Below are 25,235 nucleotides of genomic sequence, written 5' to 3'. Positions count from 1 at the left end.
GGTGCAGGTACGCTGCCTCCGGCGCGGGGATTGGCGGCGGGAAGCCTGGCCTGGCTGCCGCTGGGGGTGGCGGCAGTAGCGACGGGCCGTGGCGTGCTCGTGGGGGCCGTCACCCGGATATTGGGGGAGGGGAGGGCCGTCTGAGGCTGGCTGACCTGAACCCTAGGACCGCTGGGAATCGCGCGGGTTGGGGGTGGGGTCTGGGCCACGGCCACCGGCGTTGGGGGCTGGGTTGGGGTGGCGGTGGGCTGCTGGCTGGGCGGGGTCGCCACCGGGAACAGCGGAACGAAGGGGTTTGGCGGGGCCTGCACCTGAAGTCGGCCAGGGGCGGTGGGGCCGGGGGTGGCCTGAGCGGGCTGGGCCGCACCCCCCTCAGCTTCGGGAGCCTGACTTGGGCTGCTAGGGGTGACTTCGCCTTTGAGGAAGGGCAGGGCCACAACCTCGAGCGAGCGCGTGGGCGCGGTTCCCTCCGGTGGGGAAAGCGGCGCGGTCGCGGTTTCCGGTTGGCCCACCCGGTTGGCCACCAGATACCATACTGCGACCAGAGCAGCAAACAGCAGGCCAGCTAGAGCCACCTTGGTGGATTGGGGGAGTTTGCGGAGGGTGTTGCCGAGCTGGCTCATGGCTGCCCTCCCTCTGGTGCTGCGGTCTGACCGGTGTAGACGTAGACGGTCATGGTCATGCTGCTGTTGATGACGGGGTTGCTGCTCTCGGCGCCCACGGTCAGGTTGAGGCCGGAGATAGTGGCGAAGCGCTGGAGGTTCTCGAGCTGCTTGAGGAAGGTGAAGAGTTCGGGGAAGGGCGACTCAACCTGCATGGCCAGGTTGATGGTGCGCACCCCCGCGACCTCGCTGCCCCCGGTCGTGCGCCCGATGCTCTTGAGCGTGACCCCGCTGCGGCGGGCCAGCTGGGTGAGGAGGGTGAGCACCTGGGAGAGGTCTTCTTGGGGGGGGAGCTCGCGGAAGAAGCGCTGGCGCTGGAGCTCGAGGTCGATGATGGTCGCCCGCAACTGGGGTAGCGCCCGCTCGGCAGCCCGACCGCGGTCACGTTGCACCGAAAGCTCGGCGATCTGGCTTTGCAGGTTGGCGATCTGCGACTGCATGGGCTGAATCAGGAAGATGTACAGCCCGATGCCCAGCAGCACGGAGATCACAATGACGATGATGGCCCATTCGCGCTGTCCGAGCCTAGCGAGCACCTTGCCCACCTCCTTCGGTGCTGCCCTGTGGCGTGGCGTTGTTGCTGCTGGGTGCCGGCTGGGGTGCTTGAGTGTTGTCCACCAGCCCTATGACGGCTGAGAAGGTGTAGACCCCCCGCTGCTGATCCAGCGAGGTGTCGCGGAAGTTGATGCCGAAGCGGGGTGAGGACTCGAAGGCATCCACGAAGCGGATCAGCTCGCGTTCGTTGAGGGCTTCGCCGCGCAGGTCGAACTCCACCCGGGCGCTCTTGCCGTCGTAGGCCCCCGTGCGGACGGCGTTTTGAACTTCGCTGGGGGTCAGCAGCTTGGTGCCGATGCTCTTGAGGTTGACCCCGAAAGCGCTGCCGCTGGGGGCGCTGCTCGAGCGGGGGATCTGGTTGATGACGGCGGCCAGGTAGTCCGACCAGTTGACCTTGCTCTGGTCGAGTTGGGCCTTGATTGCGATCACCTGTTGTAGCTCGGTGCGCTGCTGCTCGAGGCGGCGCTGCTCGGCGATGAAGCGCTGAAGCGAGTTAACCTCGATCTGAAGCTGCTCCTGCTCCCTCTGCAATGCGTTGCGTTGCGAGAGGGTGGAGAAGTAGAGGTAAGCCACGATACCCAGCGTCAACCCAGCGAAGCCGATGGCGGCCAGTCGCCACCACCCCGGCTCTACCCGGCGACGCAGGGTCTTGGGCAGCAGGTTGAGCTTAATCAATTGGACCCACCCCCCGCATGGCTAAACCCACCGGCACCGCGAACTCGGGCGCGAGGCCGCGCAGGTAGTCCGGGTCGAAGCGGCTCTTATCATAGGAGAGATTTTTCCAGGGGTCCACCACTTCCAGCGGGATGCCCAAGGTATCGGCCAGCAGCGGCACCAGGCTGCGCAGTTTGCTGCCTCCCCCGGCCACGAAGCCCTGGTCGATGCCCAGGTCGCCGACTTGCACCCGGAAGAACTCGAGGCTGCGCCGCAACTCGGTGGTAAGCTCGACGAGCACTGGGCGGATGGCGTCGTACATGCGGGCGGGGTTGAAGCGCTCGCGCTCGGCGTCGAAGTCTAAGAGCAAGTCCTCGTCCTCGGTGGGGATGGTGGCCAGACCGTAGTTCTTCTTCGCCTCCTCGGCGGCGGTGCTGTCGAGGTTGAAAGCCTTGGCGATGGCCGCGGTGAAGTCCTTGCCCGAGAGGTTGATCACGCGGTTGAGCAGCAGGCGCTCCCCGCGGGTCAGCACCAGCGCGCTGGACTCGGCTCCGATCTCGAAGTACAGCGTCACCAGCTCGCGGCCCCCATCACCCACGAGCTGCGGCTCGAGCACGCGCAGCCCGGCAAAAGGCTTGACGTCGATGATTAGCGGCTCGAGGCTGGCGGCCTTGAGGGTCTCGACCAAGCTGGCCACGGTCTCCTGCCGGGCTGCCCCCACCACCACGTCCATCTGCTCACCTTCCGCTACGCTGTCGAGGGGGTCCAAAGGAGCGAAGTCCATCACCACTTCGTCGATGGGGAAGGGGATGTAACGTTCCGCCTCCCAGCGCACGGCCTCCTCGAGCTGCTTGGCGGCCATCTTGGGTACCTGGAGGGTACGGGTGATGACCGCCGAGTTGCTCACCGCTGTGACCACGTAGCGCTTGCGGGTTCTGATCTCCGCCAGCATCTCGCGCAGCTCGTTGGCCAGCGCCTGTGGATCAGCGATGTTGCCCTCCTGGAAGAGCCCCGGAGGGGTCGGCCGGATGGATAAGCCCCGCAGCGTAGGGGGTGTCCCCGATAGCTCTACCAGCTTGAGGTTGGCCGAGCCGATCTCGAGGCCGAGGGCCTCGACCCGTGGCTTCAACAAGCTGCTAAAGAACTCACGCACACTGCCCCCTTTCGATAAACATCGGTTCCCAGGACGGATTTCATTATAACATTGGCGAAATTCCTGGGACCTTCTGCTTGCATAAGTGTAACGTAAGCCGTCGCACTAAGAATGGTCAAATGAACTCCTGGACGAATCTCGTCCAGGAGCCAATTTGAGCCGTTGGACTGGCTAAGCTAAAGAACAAGTTAACGAACCTGGCGTTACAGAGCGGCGGCCACCGCGCGGGCAAAAGCTTCGGTGCTGGCCTCGCCACCCAGGTCGGGGGTGCGGGGGCCATTCTCCAGCACCCGGTCCACCGCGCGCTCGAGCCGCCGTGCGGTCTCGTGCTCGCCCAGGTGGTCGAGCATCATGGCCGCCGAGAGGATGGTGGCGGCGGGGTTGGCGATGCCCTTGCCCGCGATGTCCGGCGCGCTGCCGTGCACCGGCTCGAAGATGGCGTTATTGAGGCCGATGTTACCGCTGGCGGCGATGCCCAGGCCGCCCACCAGCCCAGCGGTGAGGTCGGAGATGATGTCGCCGAAGAGGTTGGTGGTCACCAGCACGTCGAAGCGCTCGGGACGGATCACCAGTTGCATGGCGCAGTTGTCGATGATGATGTCCTGGGTCTTGACCTCGGGGTAGTTCCTGGCCTGCTCGAGCACGGTGTTGAGGAACAGCCCCTGGGTCAGCGGCAGTACGTTGGCCTTGTGGGCCACGTGAAGTTGCTTGCGCGGGCGGGTCATGGCCAGCTTGAGCGCGTACTCCCCGATGCGCGAGCTGGCCTTGCGGGTGATCACCGTGTCGGCGATGGCCAGCTCCCCATTCAAGTAGCTGCGCTCCTGCTCGACGTAGAGCCCTTCGGTGTTCTCGCGCACGACGATGAGATCTACGCCCTGGCGGGCTCCGGGAACCGGGTGGTACTTGGCCGGGCGCACGTTGGCGAAGAGGTCCAGGCGTTTACGCAGGTAACGGATGGCCCCGAAAAAGCCCGGCACCTTCTTGTTGGGGCTGCTGGCCGCGCCAAAGAGCGTGGCGTCGCTGGCCGAGATCTTCTCCACGGTCTCTTCGGGGACTGAGGTTCCGATTCTCTCAAAGGTTTCCCAGCCCGCCTCGGCCTCCACGAAGTCGAACTTCAAGCCGGTGGCCTCGAGCACCAGCCGGGCGGCTGGAATAACCTCGTGTCCAATGCCATCGCCTTCGATCAAACAGATTTTGTAGGTGCGGCTCATTCAAATCACCGGACGCCATTCTACGTCCTTTCGCGCCCAATACATTCGCACGCCCATCCCGACCTGTCTGGAGTCTCAATCCGCATCGAAGCGGATATCGATGTTCCAATCCTCTCGCCCTCGCCTGGCTTTTAGTCCAAGCTCGAGCACCAGCGCCGCGATCCCAATCAGCAAGTACACGTCCCCCAGGCTGAGCACGGTTTTGCTCCAGTAGACCGGGAGGATATCCCCCAGGTAGTAGAAGGGGGTCTGTGGGGTCATGAGTGAGTGCACCGCGTCTGAGCGCGACGCGAGTTGGAGGGCCATGGCCTCACGGGCCTCGAGGGGGATGGCCTCGAGGCGCACGGGCATGTGGCCCTGATTGGCCACGATGACCACGGTATTGAGCGCAAGACCCAGCCAGATGAACCACAGGCTGCGCAGGCGCAGGTTCATCAGGAGCCCGTAGCTCACGCACAGGAGCACACAGGCCTTGGCCAGCGGCCCCCCCACCTCGGGGCTGAGCCAGCCCTGGCGGGTCGAAAACCCGACGAAGGCCTCGAGCAAGGCCCCCAGCACGAAGGCCCAAAATGCCCTTAGCTCAACTCTTGTGAAGTCACCGAAGCGGACTCCGAACGCGAGAGCGAGGGCAATTCCGACAAGGGCACTGGCGAGGTATAGCTGCGTAGGAAAACCTCCCGGTCTTTCCAGATCGGGTCTTGCAACCAGATCTCCTTAAAGAGCTTAACCAGTTCCGGGTCGAACTGGTCTCCGGCGAGGTCCTCGAGCTCTTGCATGGCCCGCTGGGGCGACTTGGGAGGAGAGTAGGAGCGCCCCGCCGTCATGGCCTCGTAGGCATCCGCGATGCAGACGATGCGAGCCCAAAGTGGGATGGCATCCCCCGCCCGCCCCTCGGGATACCCTCGTCCGTCCCAGCGTTCGTGGTGATAGAGCACGATGGGCAAAACTTCCTTGAAGTAGCGGGCTGCCGGTTTGAGAATCTCGACCCCTCGAGTGGTGTGGCTCTTGATGAGCTCAAATTCCTGGCTGGTCAGCCGGACGGGCTTGAGCAACACGTCATCGGGAATGCCCACCTTGCCGATGTCGTGGATGCGGGCCCCATAGGCGATCTTGCGCCGATCGGCCTCGTCGAGCCCTTTGGCTTTGGCCAGGTCTACCGCGATGGCAGAGACCCGCTCGGAGTGCAAGCGCGTGAAGTTATCCTTGGCATCAAGAGCTTGCACCAGAGTATCGATGGTGGCGTTGAAAGCGTCCTCGAGCTTTACCTTCTCGTCCCAGTAGAAGCGGGAGAAGTAGAACACCACCATGAATGCCAGAACGGTGAACCCTCCCCAATCCCCGACCAACGGTTTGCTGTATGCGTTTGCCAGAAAGAGCGCCACCGGGGAAAGCAGGAGGTAGCTGCTCGAGAGCCAGCTGAAATTGGAAGCCCAGATTTTGCGTACAGGCGCTCCTGACGATAGGCGGATGACACTGATAACCAAGCCCACGTTTACGGCAAAGAAGACGGCGGAGGTACCGATAATCGCAACCACGGAGGTCAGTTCGCCCAGATGAAAGGTGGAATTTAAGTAGTACCAGGCCAGCGCACTCAGCCCGGTGGATAGCCCATATTGCACTCGGTTGAACAGATCCTTGTACCAAGGGTAGGAATTGCTTAGCTTTTTGAAGCGAAAGACCAGCGCAAGGAGAGGTGGCACCCACGGAGGGAAGAGGACGATGCTTGCTAGCAGGATGATGAAGGAGTGGGAGATATAAGCAGAGAATGGGAGCCGAATCCAGGTTCCATAAGACCAAGCTAACAGCAGCCCCCAGAACAGCAAATCCCCAACCAGGGGTGCGCTTTTGCTGGGCAGTAGTGTGAGACCATATAGCAGTCCGGCCAAGATGGCGGTCAGAATGCAGATATAGATAAGCACTGGGCGAGGAGGCAGAGCCAAAGACTGCGGCTGCATATACTTCGCAGTGTAACGATAAAACAAAACTCAAGAGGTGCAGGCTTCACAACCTGCACCTCTTGGCATGTTTAGTACGTTGGTCTAACCCCAATCCACACCAGCGCCAGCAGCGAGACCAAGGGCTACGAGGCTAGCAACCAGAGCGAAGATTTTGTAGGCGAGCTTTTTCATGCGATCCTCCCATTGGGGAACCTGGATTTATTCCGGCTCCGCTTTCTTGAGAGAATCATAAAAGGGCAAAGACGCCCGGTCAAGATATATACCGAGTCTATGAACTGCGCCAAAACGGCGTTCTGGACACGCTTTTCTCGCCTGGGCGCTTATAAACACCCAGACCGTAACCTACAGTCAGCGGGTCGGGTGTGACATTTGAACATCGAAGAGTATGAGGGGGCACTACACTCGCAATGAGGACCCACCGCCCCGTAATCGTTACGGGTGTATCTTACTGCTTTCTTCCAATAAAAAGGAAGAGGGTAGGTCTTTTTGTCGTCCCAGACGGCTTAGAAGCAGCTTATAGGCCGCTTTGCGCTTGGGGTTTGGGTCGAGTGTTACGCGTAGCTGGGCCTCGAGCAATACCGCTTTGCGGTGCAGGCCGTGGATCCAGGAATAGTGAGCCTGGCTCAATAGCAGCCCTCCCCGGTAGCCTTCGGCGATGAAGCGGGGGTCGTTGGGGGTTGAGGCTCCACCGAGGTGCAGGACTTTTCGGGGTATGAGCAACACTTCGAAACCTTTGCGGCGGGCGCGGATGCCCCACTCCATGTCCTCGTTGTAAAAGAAGAAGCGTTCATCCATGCCGCCCAGTTGTGGCAGGTGGTCGCGCCTGAGCACGATCAAAGCGCCGGAAATCCATGTGACGGGCCTGGGCTTGTGGAGATTGAAGTAGTAAGGGGCGTAAAAGAGGCCGAAGGACTGGGGCCGACCCTGCGGGGTTATGAGGACCGGGCCCGCCATCACGGCCTTGGGGTGGGTAGTCAGGGCCGCGACGAGAGCCTCGAGGTCGCCAGCTTCGAGGTAAACGTCGCTGTTCATGATGGCGACGTAATGCCCCGACACCACCTCGAGCCCCCGGTTGACCGCATAGGCATAGCCTCGGTTGGCGACACTGAGGGTCTTGAGGTTAGGCCACTGCCGGGCAAGCTCGAGGCTCCCATCCGACGAGGCCGCGTCCACCACCACCTGTTGGGCGTGGGGGTAGTACTTATGCAGGCGCTCGAGACACTCTGGCAGCACCCGGCTCGAGTTGTGCGAGATTACGAGGATCGAAAGCTCCACCGGACCCAGCTTAACGAAAGAGTGGGCCGGAAGCTTCCGGCCCACTTTCTGGTGGGCGCGATTGGACTCGAACCAACGGTCTCTATCGTGTCAGGGTTATTCCGGCCCTCCGTTACACCACGCTCAGGCTACGGCCAGGGGTTTGATCTTCTCGATTGCCTTGGCCTTTCTTGAGTGCATGGCATGATACAGATCCCAGTGCAACTGACCCTGTAGCCAGAACTCCGGGGTAGTACCGAACAACCGGGCCAGCCTCAGCGCGGTGTCGGGGGTCATCCCTCGCTTGCCCTGCACGAGCTCATTCACCCTTGGGTAGGAAACCCCAATTCGAGAGGCAAGCTCCCGCTGGGTCATGCCAAGGGGCTTCAAAAACTCTTCCCTCAGAATCTCCCCCGGATGGGTGGGGGGGCGGTGGGTTGGAAGCCGGGCCAAAAGTCTTCACCTCCTCTAGTGATAATCGGTGATCTCCACCTCTGTGGGGCCTTGAGCGGTCCAGACAAAGCACACCCGGTATTGCTCGTTGATACGGATGCTGTGCTGCCCCTGGCGGTCTGCGCTCAGGGCCTCCAGGCGGTTGCCGGGTGGGACCTTCAGGTCATTGAGCGCATAGGCCTGGTTGAGCATGTCCAGCTTTCGGCGGGCTACGTTCCAGATCGCTTTCGGGCAGGTCTTGCGGGCTTCCCTCGAGTCCACGCCATTGAAGATGTCCTCCGTCCCACGATCCCGAAAGGAGACGATCACGGGATATCACTATAACGTATAACATAACACATTATATAAAGTACACGGAGCCGCGTAGAATAGGGGTACTCCCGGACTCGGGTAGATACACAAACCCCCTCATGCGGTGAATGCATGAGGGGGTTTTCTCGTCCTGTACGTGGTGGGCGCGACTGGACTCGAACCAGCGACCCCTACCGTGTCAATGCTACTAGAGCCTTTCCAAGCTGTTATGCACACTCCCATGGAAGTTTAGGTTATACGCGTCTGGGACAATAAAAACCATCTTGTGCTTCCCAGGGCTTTCCATACCATACCGGGGTGTTTTACCCTCCACATTGCACACAAATTGCACACAACTTTAGGGGCTACCTTGAACCCCTCTGACGCTCCCTCGAGGCCGCCACGCGACAGGCCCCTGAGCAGTACTTTCCGGTCTTTCGCTCACGTATGAACGCCTTATGGCAATGGGCACAGGTTGCCCTGTGGCCTTTGTAGCGTGATAGCTCGAACAACGCCCGGTGGTAGCTGCCCATGTAGCCTACTAAGTTTGGAAGTTCGTTGGGTTGTGTACCCAAGCGAGGTGCAAGATGGGTAGGCCCAGGAACAATAAGCCCCCGCAATCCTTCAAGCCGTAAGTATTCGCGCACAAGTCTTTCACTTATGGTTTCTCGGGGAGCTTGAAAGCGCCGATAGCCCTTTGAATCCATCCCCTCGTGAAGGTGCAATAGCTCAATGACTGCATAGAGGGGCCAAAAAGAATCAACCACAACGCTGGTAGAAGGGTCTGCTAAGAGCTTCAGGTATACCCCCCAGTCGCCCGCCGCTGGTGGTAAAAACCCACGTAGGGACTCGAGGAACCCCCAGACTGGTTCCCCCACCCCCGAAGATAGGACTTCCCACCAAAAGCGCACCGTCACCGTTGCCTTGACCCATCCCATAAGGGAATCCTGGATTCCCCCCCTTACTACCAAGCCCTTCCATGGCATAGAAAAGCGATCAGAAAGGGGGTGTGGCTCTAGTAATCCGAGCCTTGGGGTGAGCTCGAGTACCTTGTCTTTGAAGTGGATCAGGTCGTCCTTTGCTTTGATAGACTTTTGGAGAGCCCGCCAAAGCCAGTAAAAGCCTTCTAACACGGGAATGGGTTGGGGAACGCCATCCCACTCAATGAATGGCCCAGCGATTGCACTTGGTATCGCTGTGATGGTTAAGCGGGGATATTCCCACTCCTCGGGTGGGGGTGGAAGCACAACGGGACGCTTCACCGTTGCATACCTTTGGGTAAGCTCCCACGAATCAAATAACAAAGGGGAGGGTGTGTCCGGTTTGTAATCGGGGTCAGGCCCCAGCGCAAATATCCTCGCCTCGAGGTCATCTGGGCGAGAGTTGGCGTAAGCCCTCAAAAGCTCTCCCAGGTATGGCCCATACAGCCCTACGAAATTAGCCACACTCCAAGTTCTCCCAGGGTCTAGAGGCAAAAGCCCTTGTGCTGAGTCTGCCCACTTTACAGGGGGCCTCAAAGCAAGAGGTGTAACGCTAAGTGTTACGCTAATGGGCTCTAGCACAGAGTCATTCTACAGCTTAGGGTGAGGCTGTATGGAACGAAAAGAACTGCTGACGGTGGAAGGAATCAGGAAAGAGTACGGGATGGGGCGTGAGACCGCTTATCGCCTTATGAAACGGCTTCCACACATCAGGGTGGGGCAGGTCATGATGATGCGCCGTTCTGACCTCGAGGAGTATCTAGCTAAGGCTGCCCGTGAGCGCCGGGATATACGCGCCGACCTCGAGCCCAACAAGAACCCCGCCGGGGCTGGCGGGGAGCGCTAGGGGGGTGGGCTGTGAATATCCCTGAGCCCATTCTACAGGAGAGGGGGCTTTTCCTCTCCTACTTCCCCCCTGAATACCGCAGCACCGCCGCCAACTGCTTGCTCACGGCTGTGCGTCAGGGTTGTGCTGACCCTAACCAGGTGGTGGGATACGCCCTGGAGACTGCCCGCCGCCGTATGCGCTGGGGCTCAGAGGCTTTCCACACCCTGGTGTGGTTGGCGGAGTTCGACCCCGAGGCCCTCTTAGCCGGGGCCCGCTGGGCCTTGTGGTGGGAGTCGCTGCCCTTCGCCGAACGGCAACGAATCAAGCGGGAGCGGTCTGAAGAGGCCGTCACACGCTGGATGGAAACCCAGCCCCCTACCGAGAAGCAACTGAGCTACCTGCGGGTTCTGGGCTACACCGATGAGGTTGCGAACCGGCTCGAGGCTTCGCGGCTTGTTGACGGCTACCTCAAGGGGAGGAACCATGCAGCACGTTGAGGGGCTGCCCCAGAGCCTGAAACCCCTCCCCCAGTGGGTCGTGTGGCGCTTCGAGACCCGCGAGGGCAAGCAGACCAAGGTGCCTTACCGGCCCCACCCTGCCCGGCTCATCCGGGCTAGCTCGAGCGACCCCGCCACCTGGGGCACCCTCGAGGCCGCCCTGGAGGCCCTGCGTGCCCACAGGTTGGAGGGGCTGGGCTTCGTGTTCGCCAAGAGTGGCGGCATCGTGGGTGTTGATCTGGACTGGAAAGGGTACCAGGGGGAGGGAATACCTCCCGAGGCCCAAACCATCGTGGACCGGCTGGACTCGTATACCGAATGGAGCCCGAGCCGCAAAGGGTGCCACGTGCTTTTGTTGGGCAAGCTGCCCGAAGGGACGCCTCACCGCAAGCAGCTAGCCCCCGGCGTGGAGCTGGAGGTGTACGACCAGGGGAGGTACTTCACGATGAGTGGCTGGCACTGGGCCGGCTACCCCACCGACCTCGAGGAGCGCCAAGCCGCCCTCGAGGCCCTGCTTGCCGAGCTATTCCCTCCCGCACCTGCGCCGCCCACGCCCCTTTCAACCCCACACCCAACCGTGGGCGAACTATCCGACTTCGAGATCCTCGAGAACCTGTTCCGGTTGGTACCAAAAGCCCGCAACCTGTGGGAGGGAGACACCAGCGCCCACGAGAACGATCACAGTCGGGCTGATTGGGCCCTTTCCAAACATCTGATGTGGATCACCGGGAATGATCAGGCTCGAGCGGACCGGCTGTTCCGGCAGTCGAAACTTTATCGCCCCAAGTGGGATGAGCGTCACGCTGCTGATGGGCGCACCTATGGCCAACTCACGCTCTCGAAAGCGTGGGCTTTCAACCCCTACACCCCCGCCGGGGGGCGACTGAGCACCAGCGCCCCCGAGGTCACGCCTGAGCGGGTATGGCCGGAGCCGGAGCCCCTCGACGACCTGGCCACCCCCGCGCCCCCGCCCTTCGATGCCCTCGAGCTCCTGCCCACCCCCCTGGGGCCGTGGGCCGAGGACACCGCAGCTCGGATGAACGCGCCGGTGGAGTTTACCACCACGGCTGCGCTGGTGGCCGCCGCCGGGGTTCTGGGTAACCGGGTGCTGATCGCCCCTGACCCCGAGGCGAACCCCGGCTGGCTAGAGGCCCCCAACCTGTGGGGCTTGCTGGTAGGCGAGCCGGGGACCAAGAAAACCCCGGTGATGGAGGCCGCCTTTGCCCCCTTACACGCGATTGAGGGCAAACTACACCGGGAGAACCAGCGCCGCCGCACGGAGTGGGAACTAGAGCGCCGCAACCGCAAGAAGGGCGACCCGGTGACCGAGGGTGATCTTCATCCTCCCGCCGAAGAAGCTCTGCTGACGCACGACATCACCCCCGAGAAGCTGGCTGATTTGTTTGAGCACAACCCCTACGGCCTGACGACCTTCCAAGATGAGCTGCTGGGCCTCATCGCGGCCTGGGAGCGCCCGGAGAAGGCCGGAGAGCGGCAGTTTTACCTCAAGCTCTGGAACGGCCTCTCTTCCCACACCCTGCGTCGCATCCAGCGGGGGAGTCACTACCTCCCGGTCTGCACCCTTTCCCTGGTGGGGGGCGCACAGCCCGGCCCGCTGCGCCGCTACATCCTGGAGGCCGCCCGGGGCTGGAACAATGACGGGCTGCTGCACCGCTTCCAGCTCACCGTTTACGGTGAGCTGCCCCCTTATCAGCGGGTGGTGCGCCCGCCCAACAGCCTCAAGGCCGAGTACGCCGCCCGGCTGGAGGGGCTGGCGAGCTTGGCCCGTCAGCTGCCCGGAGCCCCCCAGGTGGAGCTAGGGCCCGAGCTGACCCGGTCCGTCCTCACCTTCGACCCTGAGGGGCAAGCGCTCTACCTGCAATGGCTGGAGCAGACCGCCCGCGAGTCTCGCCAACCCTCCACCCCCACCCTCAAGCGCTCCTTGCTTGAGAAACAGGCCGGGTTGGTGCCCAAACTGGCCCTGCTGTTGCACCTGGTGGAGGGCTACCCCCAACCACAATCCCGTGTCGGAGGGCTTGCCGTTGCTCGAGCCATCGCCCTGGCCAATTTGTACAAGGCGCACACCCTCAACCTGTGGCAGGAAGCCATCCGGCCCGAGGTGCAGGGGGCGGTTTTGCTGGGACGGCGCATCCTCGAGCGTGTCCAGACCAAAGCCGCCTTCAACTACCGGCGCTTCAGCGAGCGGGACATTTTGCGCGCGAACTGGAAGGGGCTCACCGAGCCCGAGACGGTGCGCCGCGCGCTCGGGGAGTTGGAGGCCCGGGGCTGGATCGCCCGCGAGGGGAGCGCCTGGGTGCCCAACCCCCGCCTTTGGGAGGGAAACCATGCCTGACCTCACCGACCCCCTGGCCGCCCTCGAGTTGGTGAAGTCGCTACTCCCAAAAAGCACTGACGCACTGACGCAGGGGGGAGAAAACGTGTCCAGCACGGCACAAACGAGTGTCAGTGTGCACACTGACGCCGCACTGACACCCCCTACCCTGAGCAGTGAGACTGTCAGTGCTGTCAGTGCACCGTCAGTGCATGCACTGACGCTAACAAACCCCGTCCTGGACGAAAAAAACCCCACGAGCGTCAGTGCGTCAGTGCAATTCGGGGATAAGCGTTTGCAACCCACTCGAGACCCTGACCTCTCGGGTTGCCCCACCCACTGGCACCAGGTGCCCGAGTTACCCCCCAAGGGGTCACGGGTGCGAATGACCGACCCGAGCGGTTACGGCTGCCTCTACCGGTTCAAAGCGTGTGGCAGGTGGTGGCTGGTGAAATTCCTTCCACCCTTTGATGGCATGGTCTCACTCACCGACTCCCGGGGACGGGTGCGTGTGTTGTCTTCCCTCGAGGAAGCCGGGGCCTTGATCGCGCTACTCCCCAAAAGCACTGACGCACTGACGGTGACGGCAGAAAACCCGCCCCTGACGGCACAAACAAGCGTCAGCGTGCGCACTGACACCGCACTGACGCTCGAGGAAGAGGGGGGCGTGCTGGTCATATGAGCCGCCTGAGCACCAGCCAAGCTGCTGTGCTGCTACACCAGATCGAGCAGCCCGCTGAGGAGCCCATGCCCCGCTACCACGACCAGAAGCCCCCTCAGGCCGGTGGATGGCCCAGGGGCCACAGGTGGGGTGGTTGGACGGTGAAGATGTGCTGCTCAACCCCGAGGCCGCCTATGCTGCCCTCAACCGGCTGGCCTCCGAGGCCGGGGAACCCCTCCCAACCCTCATCCACACCAGCCGCTCTCTCATCTGTAATCCGATGACAGATGAAAGTTCCTTACGCAGCTCAGACACAAGGTTGTGTGAGACTCCCACCCGCCGGGCAATCTCCCGGTCGCTCCACCGGCCCCACTCGGGGTCTTCCAGCAGCCGCCGAACCCGGTAGCGCTTGTCGGCGTTGGTGAGGCGCAGGCCGTGGTCACGGTTGAACTGCAAGGCGTACAGCCACGCCTCGGCCTTGCTGGGCATTTTGACGATGGTGCAGTCCACCTCGAGCCGCCCCAGGCGTTTGTATGCCTCGTAGCGGTGGAAGCCGTCCACCAACCAGAACCGGCCCTCCGCCTCAGCAACAACTGCTGCCCTCAACCGGCTGGCCTCGAGATTTGAGGTGGGGCGATGAACCGTTGGCGAACCCTCATCCACCATGCCCCCCAACTTGTGGAGAAACTGCAACGGGTGAACCCCCCCAAACTTCGCCTTGTGGTAGATGGTCGGGTGGTCTACTGGGCCTTGCAGGTTCCCAAAGAAGACGACCTGGCCGCCCACGCGAGATGGCCGGGGATGAGCAGCCCCAGCCTCGAAGGGTGGTTGGTAGAGATGCTGACCCGGTTCGAGCACGGCTGGCCCCAGGCAGAGGAGGTGCAGCTTCTGGCCTTCTGGCCCCCAGACCGGCTCGAGCCCTTCGCTCGAGTGGCTCCCAAAAAGGCAGAGGCTGGCCGCTGAACCGTTACCCCCCATCTTCCTACCGCCCTGCACACCCTGCTCGAGGCTGATGGGTTGCAGGGCGTGGGGGAAACGACGAATAACGACGCATTTCGGCGCATAACGACGATAACTTGCAACTTTGGCGTTTTGCCGCCTGGCCCCTGCTCGACGAGGCTCATATCCTCGAGGTGACGCTGTACCGGGGAGCGGTCTGGCGGATAATGGTGGAATTTATGGCTTATTGCTTGACGTGTCAAGCAATAAGCCATACAATGCGGTAATGTAAGGGGGTGAGAGAGATAGAAAAGCAACTGCTAAGCGAGATTAGGCGGGTCATGGCAGAGAAGGGCATCAAGCAAGCCGATTACGCAAGGGCTGTGGGTATAAGCCGCCAAAGCGTAAACGACTACTTCAAAGGTAGGCGGGGACTGCTGACCGATACCGGGAAGGACTTGCTCGAGTACCTGGGGGTTGAGATTCGCCTTGTCCCTCGAAAGGAGCTCACTGATGGCAAGTAGAGAGAGGCCCTTAGAAAAGCGTCCCCACGGTTCGGGCACAAAGCCGGTGAAGCGGGGCAATCGGTGGTACATGCAAGTAACCCTGGGCCGCCGCCTGGATGGAAAACTAGACCGCCGGTGGGCAAGCGGGGCAACCCCGGAAGAGGCCCAGCAGAAAGCCAGAGAGCTCCAGGTTGCCGCCGCTCAAGGGATGCTCCCGACCTATGAACGCTTGACGGTGGGCGATTGGTTGCAGACCTGGCTACAGGCCAAAGCAACCAAAGCGGCTCCGACCTACACCCTCAAGCTCGAGGCCCATATCAAGCACATTAGGGAAAGCCTGGGGCGTGTGGAGCTTCGCAAGCTCAGGCCCGCGCATGTACACACCCTGGGTCAAAAGCTCGAGGCTAAGAGCCTTGCCCCCAGTTACCGCCGTGAGGTGCTCTGCACCCTCGAGGCCGCGCTTGAACGCGCTGTGGCCATGGAGCTAATCCCCCGCAACGTAGCCCGCCCGGTCAAGCTGGAATCCACCCCCCAGGTACGCAAGGTCAAAGCCTGGGACGCTCAGACGGTGAGCCGCTTCCTGGAGGTATCTAAACCCTACCGGCTTTACCCCCTCTTTTACCTGGGCTTTGCTACCGGGTTACGCCGGGAAGAGCTTTTGGGTTTGCGCTGGCAGGATGTGGACTTGCCTAATCGCACTCTACGGGTTGAGCAAACCCTGACCCCGGTCAAGGGTAGTGTGCACATTGGCCCGCCCAAGAGCCGGGCTAGTCGCCGGGTAGTGAGCTTTGGGCTGGATGTGGTGGCCGTACTCGAGGACTGGAGGGTCCGCCAAAGGGAAGAGGCCCGTATTCTGGGCGATCACTGGCAGGATACCGGCTTGGTGTTTACCTCGAGCACGGGGCAGCCTCTGCACCCCCGCAATGTGAACCGAGACATGGCCGCCATTATCAAGCGACATGAGCTACCTCCTTTGTCTCCCCACGGCATGAGGCATACGCACGCAACCCTGCTGGCCCAGAAAACCAAGCAGATTGAGCTTGTGTCCCGTCGGCTGGGTCATGCCCGCCCCAGCATCACCCTTGACCTTTACCGCCATGTGGCCGCCTGGGAACTGGAAGAGGTAGCCCTGCCCCTGAGCGAGTTACTGAGCCCTGCCCCCCGTACCCTGAACTGACGTATTGCATACAGATTGCACACAAAAACCCCTTTATGCACTCTTTGCATAAAGGGGTTTTCTCGTCCTGTACGTGGTGGGCGCGACTGGACTCGAACCAGCGACCCCTACCGTGTCAAGGTAGTGCTCTAGCCATCTGAGCTACGCGCCCATACACCCTAAACAGTTTACCCCAAGAAGTAAGGAGGGTTCGGCCTCGATCTCGGGGTTCCGCTCAAACCAGGGGCCCCGAACCTGGGTGGGGTTGGAGTCCCTCTTTTGGAGGCGCCGGCCGGATTCGAACCGGCGAATCGAGGTTTTGCAGACCTCTGCCTTACCACTTGGCTACGGCGCCTTGTCCTCCACAAGCTTGCCCCTGATCCATAAGGGGCTCAGGGACTAGCATCCGATACCCTAGCACAGGGATTACGGGGTGTCAACGAAAAGACTCCGGGTTGGAGCCGGGGGAACTCGAGCCGCCATCAAAAGCCGCCAGACTCCACCTTTTTCATGGAAAAGCCGTCGTATACTGCAACCGTGCGTGAACTTTTCGTCAAGACCCCAAGGGGGTATCGCTGGCCCTTTTCCAAGGGGTTGCTGACGGAGACCCTGATGAATGCCGGCATGGGGATGGAAGCCGCGATGTCGGTGTCTCACACCATCGAGGAGCGGCTGAAAGCCCGTAAGAAGGCGGAGATCTCCGCGGCAGCACTCAAACGCCTGGTGGTCAGCGAGGTCGAGCGGGCCTTTGGGGCTGAGCTGGCGACGAAGCTGCGCAAGCAAACCCACACCTTCGAGGACATCTTGGTCAAGGAGGGTTATCGGCGGCGGCCTTTCTCCAAGGGGGTGCTGGCGCGCAGCCTCGAGGACGCCGGTTTTGCGCTCAAAGAGGCCTATGCGCTGGCCAAGGCCCTGGAAACCGACATGCGCCAGGAAGGGCTCACCGAGATCACCGCGGAGGAATTGGAGCGCCGGGTGGTGCGCGAGGTGGAGCGCCGCTATGGCCGCTTGGCCCGCAAGCGCTACGTGGGGCGGCACAACCTGGCGGGCGAACTCTTCGTGGAAGAGGCTGAAGGGGAGCCCAGGGTGCCCTTTTCCAAGGGGGTGGTGGCTCAGTCCATGATGGAAGCGGGCCTGGCTCCCGACGCGGCTTACCGCCTGGCCCGCATCCTGGAGGGGCGCTTGCGCGAGGAAGGGAACGGGGTGGTAAGCCGCTCGAGGCTGCGCGAGATGGTGATGATGCTGCTCACCGACGAGGCCGGTGAGGACATCGCGCTGCGTTACCAGACCCTGCGTGCGATCAAGCGCACGGTCCGGCCCATTCATCTGCTCATTGGCGGGGTTACCGGAACGGGAAAGAGCCTGCTGGCTTCGGCCCTGAGCTACCGTCTGGGCATCACCCGCCTGATCTCTACCGACACCATTCGTGAGATTTTGCGGGCCACGGTGCCCGCCGACTTGGTGCCCACCCTGCACACCAGCAGCTTCGACGCCTGGAGTGCCCTGGCCCTGCCCAAACAGGCCCAGCCCGACGACTCGCTGATCCTGCAGGGCTTCCGCGACCAGGTGGCGCGGGTGGCGGTGGGGCTGCGGGCCATCCAGGAACGCGGGGCCCAGGAGCGCACCTCACTGGTGGTGGAGGGCGTTCACGTGGTTCCGGGCTACCTTTCGCACCCCTGGCAGAGCGAAGTGATTCAAATCCCGCTGATGCTGGTCGTGAGTGACGAGAACATTCACCGCGACCGCTTCATCCTGCGTGAGAAGGAGACCCAGGGCAAACGCCCGCGCACCGACTACCTGCGGCATTTTCACGAGATTCGCATGATCCAGAACCACCTCATCGAACTGGCTAGCAGCGCCCGCATCCCGGTGATTCCCGGTGAAGACCTGGATCAGGCCATCGAGAAGTGCCTCGAGGTCATCGTCCATCGCATGCAAGAAGCCTACCACCAGGCCATGCCGGAGATCCGCTGAAAGTGAGGGTGACTTGAAGACGACGCTTGGCTGGCTGGCCCTGTGGCTGTTGCTGACGGTGGGTCTAGCCCAGCCAGACGCCTACTCGCTGCGCTTCAAGCAGGCCTGGCGGCTGATTCACGAGCGCTACTGGGACAGCAGCTATCACGGCGTGGACTGGAACGCGGTAGGGGAGAAATACCGCGCACGGCTAGGCCAAATTGCCAGCTGGGACGAGCTGTACGCGCTCATCTCCGCTATGTACGACGAGATCGGCGATCAGCACACCGGCTTCCTGAGCCCTGAAGAGGCGCGGCGCTACCTGGCGGGAGCCCAGTGCTATCCGCTGCCCTTTGAGGCAGAAGGGGGCTCGAGTCCGCCCGCCTCCAGGTCGCCTTCGCCCGCCCCAGGCCCTGCCCAGCCTGAAAAACCCAGGCCCAGGCCGAAGGAACCGGCACCGGCCTTTCCTCCCTCCACGGTGGAGTACAAGGACCGCGTCGTGATTTTCCGGCTGAGCAACCTGGTGGATGGCGACGGTCCACGGATGTTGCGACAGGCCATCGAGCGGCACGACGCCCAGGCCATAGGCTACGTGCTCGACCTGCGGGGCAACCCCGGTGGCCTGGCGATCCGGATGGCCGAGGTCGCGGGCTATTTCATGCGCGGGGTGCCCTGGCGGTTGGTGACCAGAGGTTTCGGGGTTTCACCCCTACCTACCACCCCCCTCTTCGGCCAGCCCCTCACCCGCAAACCGCTGGTGGTCCTGATCGACGGAGAGGTCAACTCGGCAGCCGAGGGGTTGGCCGGAGCGCTCAAGAACGCCAGGCGGGCCTACCTCATCGGCACCCGCACCGCGGGAAATACCGAAATCCTCCTGCCGTACTGCTTCCCCGATGGCGCGGTGGCCCTGGTGGCCTCGGGGGTGTTGGCTCCCTTCAGTGGTCCGACCTGGGAAGGCCGGGGCGTGGAGCCCGATTGGGTGGTCGAGAAGGACCCGCTGGCGGCGGCCATGGAATACCTCAAGCGCCTGCGCTGATTGCCAATGGCCGAAGGCTGCCGTAGGCTCTGTTCGGCATGGTCGCGGTCGAGGATTTCTTCGTGGCATTGGCGCTGGCGGGGCTCGGGTTCGCCGCGGTGCGCTTCGCACGGCTCAATTGGGGCGTAGCCGGGGTCTGGCTCAACCTGCTGTGGTTCATCTACCAGACCTCCTTTGGCTCGGGCTGGGTGGGCTACCACCACGGGCTGGGGGTGGCTTTCGTGCTTGCGGTGGGTTGGGGGCAATACGGACTGGCCTGGGCGCTGGTACCCTGGCCCCTGCTGATCTATTTGCGCCTCGAGCTTGGCACCTACTGGCCCTACCTGCCCAACATGGCCGAGGGGATGCTGCTGGGAGGGGCAGCCTACTTGCTCACCGGCTGGGCGAAAAGGTCGCCGTAGAGGTCGCGGCGGCGCTCGGAGAGCACGGGAAACTGCTGGCGCAGCCGCGTGGGCAGGGCAGGGTCGAGTTCGACCACCAGCACCCCTTCGCTCTCGAGCCGCCCCAACACCTCGCCCAGCGGTCCCACGGCCAGGCTGGCGGCCCCGAAGGGGGGTTCGGCGTGGTTGACCGCCAGCAGGTAGGCCTGGTTCTCGGCAGCCCTGGCCCGCGTCAGCAACTCCCAGGCCGCGGCCCGCTCGGCGGGCCAGGCCGAGGGCACCAGGAACAGGTCCACGCCCTGCACGGCATAGCCCCGGTACAGCTCGGGGAAGCGCAGGTCGAAGCAGATGCTCAGCCCGGCAGTGAAGCCGCTGAGCTCGAGCGCTACCGGCTTCTCGCCGGGAACCATGGTGTGCGGCTCGTTGAAGGCGGGGATGAGGTGCAGCTTGGTGTAGACCGCTCGCTCTCCCTCGGGAGCGAGCACCCGCAGGCGGTTGGCGTGGCGTTCGCCCGCCTGCTCGAGCACCCCGCAGGCTATGGTCATCCCGCTGCGGCGGGCGAAGTCCTGGAGCTGGGCCAGCACCCAGGGGGTCCTGGGGGCATCGGTGTAGCGGTAGCCGGAGGGGAACAGCTCGGGCAGCAGGGCCAGATCGGCCCTCTGGGCATGGGCCTGCTCGAGCCAGCCCAGGGCGGCCTCGAGGGTCGCTTCCGGAGTCTCGCGGGTGGCCAGATGGACGAGTGCGCTTCTCAAGGCGTGCTCCTTTGCCTCAGGTATAGCAGATAGGGCAAGGCCAAACCCAGCGCCAGACCACCCATGTACCCCAGGAAGTGCCCGACGAAGAGCTGGGTGAGCGCCAGCAGCCCGCCCACCCAGGCATACAAGGGCAGCACGAAGGGCCGTTGCCCCTGCGGGTACTGTAGGATGGCTGCCCCCAGCATCACTCCCAGCCCCAGCCCTACCAGCAGGGGGCTCGAGCGCAGGAAGTAGCCCACCGCGAAAGCCGCCACGCCGAGCAGCGAGAGGGTTTGGGCGAAGCGGTGGGGTGACATGGGGCCTGCCTCAGGACTTGATGAACAGCTTGACCACCAGCTGCGAGAGGATCAGGCCTACCCCGCCCCAGGCGATCTGGGGCTCGCTCCCGGCGAAGCCCATCAGGGTGCAGAACACCCCTGCGGCCAGAAACCACAGCGCGTACTTGGGGTTGACCGTGAGACCCAGACCCAGCGCCACCAAAAAGCCCGAGGTGGCAGGGGAGAGGCTGCTGCCTACCAGCACCACGCCGATCAGCAGGGCCAACGTGATAACGAGGCCGACGATATAGGCTCCGGGAAAGGGTTCCTTGCTGGCTTTTTCCTTCGACTCCATGCCCTGTAGTCTACGCGATCCGGGTGAAGGGGGTGTGGGGGATGGGTGGCTCGTAGGAACCCCTTCCCGTCGGCATCAAGGTCGAGGGCCAAGGCGTCTTGCGTTTGGCTTTTTGCGTACGACGTAGGACGTACGACGTACGACCCACGCCCGGCGCCCGGCTATCGGCGTTCAGCATTCCGCATCTCAACCCAGCAGCACCTGCCTGAGCGCTTGCAGCGAGGGTTCGATGGTGATCACCTGGGTTTCCCGCTTCCACAGCGCCTCGAGCACCCCCTCTTTCGGCGCAGCGATGCCCAGGGCGCTGGATACGGCTTCGGGGAACTTGGCGGGGTGGGCGCAGGCCAGCGTGATGAGCGGAGTGCGGTCGCCGGTCTCGGCGCGGTAGCGGGCCTGGGCTTCCAGGCCCACCGAGGTGTGGGGGCAGGCCAGGTAGCCGTAGGCCTGGTGGGTCTGGCGCATACGCTCGAGGGTGGCTTCGTCCGAGACGGTGGTGCCCCAGAACCATGCCCGCATGCGCTCGGGACCGAGCAGGTGCAGCAGGCGCTCGAAGTTGCTGGGCGAGCCCACGTCCATGGCGTTGGAGACGGTGGCGATGGTGGGGTGGAACTCGTAGGCCTCTACCTTGCCCGCCAGGAAGTCGGGGAAGAAGTGGTTGGCGTTGTGGGCGGCGAGGAAGCGGTGCACGGGCTGGCCCATCAGCGCCGCCAGCACCCCGCCGGTGAGGTTGCCCAGGTTGCCGCTGGGAACGCAGAAGTTCACCCGCTTTGGCTCGAGGCCGTGCTGCGCGAGCTGCCGCACGGCCCAGAGGTAGTACAGCGCCTGCGGCAGCAGCCGCCCGATGTTGATGGAGTTGGCGCTGCTGAGGGGGAGGTGGGCCAGTTCGCCGTCAACGAAGGCTTCCTTGACCATGCGCTGGCAGTCGTCGAAGCTGCCTTTGACCGCCAGCGCCCGCACGCCGGGCCGCCGCACGATGAGCTGGCGCTCCTGCACATCGCTGACCTTGCCCAGCGGGTAGAGCAGCACCACCTCGATGTTGTCCTGGCCGGCGAAGCCGTCGGCTACCGCGCTGCCGGTGTCGCCGGAGGTGGCGACCAGGATGATGCGCCGCTCCCCGCGCTCACGCAGGAAGTGCTGCATCAGGCGGGCCATGGTGCGGGCCGCGAAGTCCTTGAAGGAGAGGGTGGGGCCGTGGAAGAGCTCGAGCACGAACAGGTCGTCGCTGAGGCGCACCAGGGGGCAGGGGAAGTCGAGGGCGTCGTGCAGGATGGCCTCGAGCGTGCTCAGGGGGATCTCGGGCTCGAGCCAGCGGCGCAGGACGCCGGCGGCGAGTTCGGGGAGGGAGCGGGCGTTCAGCCAGTTGGCGGGGTCAACGGTGGGGACTGTGTCGGGCACGTAGAGCCCGCCGTCGGGCGCCAGGCCCTTGAGCAGGGCGTCCTCGAAGCGCACAGGGGTCTTGTGGGGGTCGCGGGTGCTGTAGTAGTGGATCATCTTCAGGCTTCTTCCAGCGCCTCGACCCGAATATCGGGCAGGGGCAGGGCATTGGGGATAGGCAGGTGGCCGGGTTGTCCCGAGACCAGGCGGTAGAGATCGCCCAGCACGGCGCTGGCGGTGACGTGGCCGCCCGCTCCGGCTCCCGAGAACACCAGCTCGCCCACCTCCTGGGTGCGGCAGACCATCGCGTTGCGCACGCTGCCCATCAGGGCCAGAGGGTGGCTGGCGGGCAGGCGCACCGGACGCACCTTGCCCACCCACCGCCCGCCTTCGGGGAAGAGGCTTGCGACCAGCCGGATCACCTGGCCGTTGGCGCGGGCTTCGTCGAGCAATTCCGGGGTGAGGTGCTCGATGCCACGGGTGTTGGCCCGGACCTCCTCCCAGGCGAAGTCGGGGTCCACGGTGAGCCTCGAGAGCACCGTGAGCTTGTGGGCCGCGTCGAAACCACCCACGTCGAGCGTGGGGTCGGCCTCGGCGTAGCCCTTGTCCTGGGCTTCTTTGAGGGCCTGAGCGTAGGGGATGCCCGCCTCGAGGCGGCCTAGGATGTAATTGCAGGTGCCGTTGAGGATGCCGTGCAGCTCGAGCAGGCGGTTGCCCCACAGGCTCTGCAGCGCGCCAATCACCGGGGTCCCGGCCATCACGCTGGCCTCGTAGTACAAGAGGCCAGCCTCGGCATAGCCCCTCAGTTCGCCCCAGCGCTCGGCCAGCAGGGCCTTGTTGGCGGTGATCACCGGGGTGTCGGCCTCGAGGGCTCTCAGCACCAGCTCTCCCGCCAGCTTGGTGCCCCCCATTACCTCGATCAGCACGTCGGCCTCGGCTATGGCAGCGGGGTCGGTGGTCAGCAGGTGAGGGGGGATGCCGGGGCGGGGTTTGCCGGCGTCGCGCACCAGCACCGAAACCAGCTCAGGCCGGTAGCCGAAGGCCTCCAGGCGCCCCCGGTGAGCCCCCAACAACTCGACCAGGCAACCGCCCACGGTTCCGGCACCCAAGAGGGCTATGCGTACCGTCTCCACGGGGGGATTATATCGGTGTGGATGCCCAGGGTGCTCTGGAGAGCTACGCGCGCGAGCAGGGCCTGCTCACCGCCTGGGCCGCACTCGAGCTGCCCGAGGGCGTGCGGCGGCGTTACCGGGACTGGATTGAGCAGGGGGCCCACGCCGGGATGGGCTATCTGGGGCAGCGGCTGGAGGAGCGGCTCGAGCCCTCCCGCCGCTTCACCTGGGCGCGCAGCGTCCTGGTGCTGGCTGCCGCGCACGCCTATCCCGACCCTGGCCTCCCCGAGGGCGGCTTGCGGCTGGGGCGGGTGGCCCGCTACGCCTGGGTGCGCGATTACCACGGCCTCCTCCGCCCCCACCTGGCTGCGCTGGAAAGCCTGGCCCGGCAGGCGGGCGTCCGGGCCAAGGGCTATGTCGATCACGGGCCGCTGTCCGAGCGCAGCTACGCGGCCTTGGGTGGGCTGGGTTGGATCGGCAAGAACGGCATGTGGATGCGGATGGGGGAGGGTAGCTACCTCACCTTGGCCGTGCTGCTCACCGAGCTCGAGGCCCCGCCCGCGCCACCTCACCCCAACCGCTGCGGTCGCTGCACCCGTTGCCATAGCGCTTGCCCCACCCAGGCCCTGCCCGGTGACGGCACCCTGGACGCCCGGCGCTGCGTCAGCTACTGGACCATCGAGCACCGGGGGCTGATCCCGCAAGCGCTGTGGGCCGGCATCGGCGATTGGCTGCTGGGCTGCGACATCTGCCAGGAGGTGTGTCCCTGGAACCGCAAGGCCACGGCCTTCTGGCGGGGTTTTACCCCCGAGCCCGAGCTGGCCCACCCCGACCTCTGGGCTTTCCTGGTGCTCTCGAGCCGGGCTTTCGCCCGGCGCTTCGAGGGCACGGTTTACACGCGCCCAGGCCGCAGCGCGCTGGCCCGCAACGCGCTCATCGTGCTCTGCAACACAGGGGATGAGGCCCACCTGCCCTATATCCGCCGCGCACTGCAAGACGTCAACCCGGTGGTCCGGGCCACGGCAGCGGCGGCGATGGTGCGCTTGGGAAGGGCCGCTGAGGCCGAATCCGCCTTGCGCGACCCCGATCCAGCGGTAACTCGCTACGTGCGGGAAGCGCTGGAAAGGGCGCCGGCGGCTGGCGGCTGATAGCTGAACGCTGACAGCCAACCGCCCCCTCACCCCGGATAACGTCCCAGCCGGATCACCTCGGCCACGATAGGGGGCAGTTCCCAGGCGGTGAGGTCGAAGATGACCTGGCCGAAGTCGTAGGGCACCTTGAGGAAGCGGATGTTGAGCCGGCCCTCGAGGTCTTCCTCCAGGATCAGCACGTCGGCGCCCGGTTCACCGCCCAGGGTCAGGCCCACCGAGCCTGGATCGATCACCAGGCCGTCGCCCACGCGACGGTAGAAGGGGATGTGCCGCCCGGCAAACACGCCCCAGCGGGTGCGCAGCTTGCTGAACATCTCCAGGATGTCGCGCACGTTGGCCTCGGTGTCGAGCTTGGCCTCCGGGTCGTCGGGGAGGCCGTGCAGCGCGGTGAGACGACCGCCTTTGAGCTCGATGCGCTGGCGGGGGCGCAGGCCGCGCAGAAATTGCAGCTCCCGCTTGCTGAGCTGTTCGCTGGTCCAGGCCAGGATCGAGTCGGCGACGCCCTCGCGCTGCATGCCCATCATGGCGAAGGCCACCTTGAGGTCGGCAGAACCGGGGACGCAGGGGATGCCTTCTTTGTCGAGACGGCGCAACACCTGGCGGGGATGGGGTCCGTAACCCACCAGGTCCCCCACCGCCCACACTTGATCCACGCTTTCGTGGCGGGCCGCCTGCAAAGCGGCCTCGAGCGCGGGCAGGTTGGCGTGTATCTCTGCGAGGATGGCCAGGCGCATCGCCGTACATTCTTTCATGAATCGCTTTTGACGGCAC

The 25,235-nt window shown here is 63.8% G+C and carries 27 protein-coding genes, 2 tRNA genes and 1 pseudogene; 11 read left to right on the top strand and 19 right to left on the bottom strand.

The genetic code is table 11. The features are described from left to right. From Mrose_RS18545 to Mrose_RS03390, 10 genes and pseudogenes are all read right to left on the bottom strand, one after another. Positions 1-623, bottom strand: a pseudogene (locus tag Mrose_RS18545) (hypothetical protein); the annotation flags it as partial. Beyond that, the gene (locus Mrose_RS03430) at positions 620-1,198 is read right to left on the bottom strand and encodes a type IV pilus inner membrane component PilO (RefSeq protein WP_245969518.1); all 579 of its coding nucleotides are present in this window, start codon (positions 1,196-1,198) and stop codon (positions 620-622) included. The pseudogene Mrose_RS18545 and the gene Mrose_RS03430, both read right to left, overlap by 4 nt. Then, a complete protein-coding gene (locus Mrose_RS03425) occupies positions 1,188-1,892 on the bottom strand; it encodes a flagellar protein FliT (protein ID WP_119276025.1) in 705 nt (234 codons plus the stop codon). Before Mrose_RS03425 ends, Mrose_RS03430 begins: the two co-directional genes overlap by 11 nt. After that, positions 1,885-3,024: a type IV pilus assembly protein PilM gene (pilM, locus tag Mrose_RS03420; RefSeq protein WP_119276024.1), complete on the bottom strand. Its 1,140-nt coding sequence runs from the start codon at positions 3,022-3,024 to the stop codon at positions 1,885-1,887. The genes Mrose_RS03425 and pilM overlap by 8 nt, the downstream gene beginning before the upstream one ends. Before the next feature lie 203 nt (positions 3,025-3,227). Next, on the bottom strand, positions 3,228-4,235 hold the full coding sequence (locus Mrose_RS03415) for an isocitrate/isopropylmalate dehydrogenase family protein (protein WP_119276023.1): 1,008 nt from the start codon (positions 4,233-4,235) through the stop codon (positions 3,228-3,230). 75 nt (positions 4,236-4,310) lie between these two features. Further along, a complete protein-coding gene (locus Mrose_RS03410) occupies positions 4,311-4,793 on the bottom strand; it encodes a DUF5317 domain-containing protein (RefSeq protein ID WP_119276022.1) in 483 nt (160 codons plus the stop codon). 17 nt (positions 4,794-4,810) lie between these two features. Further along, positions 4,811-6,190 (bottom strand): HD-GYP domain-containing protein, encoded by a 1,380-nt coding sequence (locus Mrose_RS19325; RefSeq protein WP_245969516.1) that lies wholly within the window; start codon positions 6,188-6,190, stop codon positions 4,811-4,813. Positions 6,191-6,625: 435 nt separating this feature from the next. Then, complete coding sequence (locus Mrose_RS03400) at positions 6,626-7,468, bottom strand: glycosyltransferase family 2 protein (protein ID WP_119276021.1); 843 nt, start codon at positions 7,466-7,468, stop codon at positions 6,626-6,628. A 123-nt stretch (positions 7,469-7,591) separates the two neighbouring features. Next, a complete protein-coding gene (locus Mrose_RS03395; protein WP_119276020.1) occupies positions 7,592-7,900 on the bottom strand; it encodes a HigA family addiction module antitoxin in 309 nt (102 codons plus the stop codon). A gap of 15 nt (positions 7,901-7,915) precedes the next feature. Next, entirely contained in the window at positions 7,916-8,209 is a 294-nt protein-coding gene (locus Mrose_RS03390; protein ID WP_119276019.1) for a type II toxin-antitoxin system RelE/ParE family toxin, read from the bottom strand. 1,575 nt (positions 8,210-9,784) lie between these two features. On the opposite strand from Mrose_RS03390, the gene Mrose_RS03385 reads away from it, so the two are divergent. The 4 genes from Mrose_RS03385 (at position 9,785) to Mrose_RS03370 (ending at position 13,511) form a co-directional block, all read left to right on the top strand. Further along, the gene (locus Mrose_RS03385; RefSeq protein WP_119276018.1) at positions 9,785-10,018 is read left to right on the top strand and encodes a helix-turn-helix domain-containing protein; all 234 of its coding nucleotides are present in this window, start codon (positions 9,785-9,787) and stop codon (positions 10,016-10,018) included. An 11-nt stretch (positions 10,019-10,029) separates the two neighbouring features. Then, positions 10,030-10,497 (top strand): hypothetical protein, encoded by a 468-nt coding sequence (locus tag Mrose_RS03380; protein WP_245969506.1) that lies wholly within the window; start codon positions 10,030-10,032, stop codon positions 10,495-10,497. After that, a complete protein-coding gene (locus Mrose_RS03375) occupies positions 10,484-12,850 on the top strand; it encodes a phage NrS-1 polymerase family protein (RefSeq protein ID WP_182482656.1) in 2,367 nt (788 codons plus the stop codon). The genes Mrose_RS03380 and Mrose_RS03375 overlap by 14 nt, the downstream gene beginning before the upstream one ends. A 358-nt stretch (positions 12,851-13,208) precedes the next feature. Continuing rightward, entirely contained in the window at positions 13,209-13,511 is a 303-nt protein-coding gene (locus Mrose_RS03370) for a hypothetical protein (RefSeq protein WP_147371559.1), read from the top strand. A gap of 171 nt (positions 13,512-13,682) precedes the next feature. Here Mrose_RS03370 and Mrose_RS03365 read toward each other — a convergent pair whose 3' ends face one another. Next, positions 13,683-14,051 carry a ParB N-terminal domain-containing protein gene (locus tag Mrose_RS03365; RefSeq protein WP_220452275.1) on the bottom strand — a complete coding sequence of 123 codons (369 nt, stop codon included), beginning with the start codon at positions 14,049-14,051 and terminating at the stop codon, positions 13,683-13,685. A gap of 75 nt (positions 14,052-14,126) precedes the next feature. Between Mrose_RS03365 and Mrose_RS03360 the strand changes: the two genes are divergently transcribed. From Mrose_RS03360 to Mrose_RS03350, 3 genes are all read left to right on the top strand, one after another. Then, entirely contained in the window at positions 14,127-14,453 is a 327-nt protein-coding gene (locus Mrose_RS03360; protein WP_119276029.1) for a hypothetical protein, read from the top strand. 272 nt (positions 14,454-14,725) lie between these two features. Continuing rightward, positions 14,726-14,953: a helix-turn-helix domain-containing protein gene (locus Mrose_RS03355; protein ID WP_245969504.1), complete on the top strand. Its 228-nt coding sequence runs from the start codon at positions 14,726-14,728 to the stop codon at positions 14,951-14,953. Between the two features lie 70 nt (positions 14,954-15,023). Then, positions 15,024-16,112 (top strand): tyrosine-type recombinase/integrase, encoded by a 1,089-nt coding sequence (locus tag Mrose_RS03350; protein WP_182482654.1) that lies wholly within the window; start codon positions 15,024-15,026, stop codon positions 16,110-16,112. Positions 16,113-16,186: 74 nt separating this feature from the next. On the opposite strand, the gene Mrose_RS03345 is transcribed toward Mrose_RS03350, so the two are convergent. Both Mrose_RS03345 and Mrose_RS03340 read right to left on the bottom strand, forming a co-directional pair. Beyond that, positions 16,187-16,263: transfer RNA gene (locus Mrose_RS03345), tRNA-Val, on the bottom strand. Between the two features lie 108 nt (positions 16,264-16,371). After that, positions 16,372-16,446 (bottom strand) — tRNA-Cys (locus Mrose_RS03340). Between the two features lie 182 nt (positions 16,447-16,628). Between Mrose_RS03340 and Mrose_RS03335 the strand changes: the two genes are divergently transcribed. From Mrose_RS03335 to Mrose_RS03325, 3 genes are read left to right on the top strand one after another with little or no spacing between them, the layout of a single operon-like run. Continuing rightward, on the top strand, positions 16,629-18,065 hold the full coding sequence (locus Mrose_RS03335; protein WP_119276013.1) for a 2-phosphoglycerate kinase: 1,437 nt from the start codon (positions 16,629-16,631) through the stop codon (positions 18,063-18,065). A 13-nt stretch (positions 18,066-18,078) separates the two neighbouring features. Next, complete coding sequence (locus Mrose_RS03330; protein WP_119276012.1) at positions 18,079-19,080, top strand: S41 family peptidase; 1,002 nt, start codon at positions 18,079-18,081, stop codon at positions 19,078-19,080. Between the two features lie 38 nt (positions 19,081-19,118). Then, on the top strand, positions 19,119-19,481 hold the full coding sequence (locus Mrose_RS03325; protein WP_119276011.1) for a hypothetical protein: 363 nt from the start codon (positions 19,119-19,121) through the stop codon (positions 19,479-19,481). Here the strand turns inward: Mrose_RS03325 and Mrose_RS03320 are convergent. The 5 genes from Mrose_RS03320 to Mrose_RS03300 form a co-directional block, all read right to left on the bottom strand. Next, positions 19,445-20,212 carry a nitrilase-related carbon-nitrogen hydrolase gene (locus Mrose_RS03320; RefSeq protein WP_119276010.1) on the bottom strand — a complete coding sequence of 256 codons (768 nt, stop codon included), beginning with the start codon at positions 20,210-20,212 and terminating at the stop codon, positions 19,445-19,447. The genes Mrose_RS03325 and Mrose_RS03320 overlap by 37 nt on opposite strands. Further along, positions 20,209-20,511, bottom strand: coding sequence for a hypothetical protein (locus tag Mrose_RS03315; protein WP_119276009.1), 303 nt, complete (start codon positions 20,509-20,511; stop codon positions 20,209-20,211). The genes Mrose_RS03320 and Mrose_RS03315 overlap by 4 nt, the downstream gene beginning before the upstream one ends. A 10-nt stretch (positions 20,512-20,521) precedes the next feature. Continuing rightward, positions 20,522-20,827: a hypothetical protein gene (locus tag Mrose_RS03310; RefSeq protein ID WP_119276008.1), complete on the bottom strand. Its 306-nt coding sequence runs from the start codon at positions 20,825-20,827 to the stop codon at positions 20,522-20,524. Between the two features lie 186 nt (positions 20,828-21,013). Further along, positions 21,014-22,318 (bottom strand): threonine synthase, encoded by a 1,305-nt coding sequence (gene thrC, locus Mrose_RS03305; RefSeq protein ID WP_119276007.1) that lies wholly within the window; start codon positions 22,316-22,318, stop codon positions 21,014-21,016. 2 nt (positions 22,319-22,320) lie between these two features. Next, the gene (locus tag Mrose_RS03300) at positions 22,321-23,334 is read right to left on the bottom strand and encodes a homoserine dehydrogenase (protein WP_119276006.1); all 1,014 of its coding nucleotides are present in this window, start codon (positions 23,332-23,334) and stop codon (positions 22,321-22,323) included. A gap of 17 nt (positions 23,335-23,351) precedes the next feature. Here Mrose_RS03300 and queG point away from each other — a divergent pair, with 17 nt between their 5' ends. Further along, a complete protein-coding gene (gene queG / locus Mrose_RS03295; protein WP_119276005.1) occupies positions 23,352-24,461 on the top strand; it encodes a tRNA epoxyqueuosine(34) reductase QueG in 1,110 nt (369 codons plus the stop codon). A 29-nt stretch (positions 24,462-24,490) separates the two neighbouring features. Here the strand turns inward: queG and Mrose_RS03290 are convergent, their stop codons facing one another. Further along, positions 24,491-25,198 (bottom strand): metallophosphoesterase family protein, encoded by a 708-nt coding sequence (locus Mrose_RS03290; RefSeq protein ID WP_119276004.1) that lies wholly within the window; start codon positions 25,196-25,198, stop codon positions 24,491-24,493. Between the last annotated feature and the right edge of the window lie 37 nt (positions 25,199-25,235).

Source organism: Calidithermus roseus (assembly GCF_003574095.1).
GTDB lineage: Bacteria > Deinococcota > Deinococci > Deinococcales > Thermaceae > Calidithermus > Calidithermus roseus.
The sequence above is the reverse complement of the archived record's forward strand: the minus strand, read 5'-3'. Positions and strand labels throughout refer to the sequence as shown.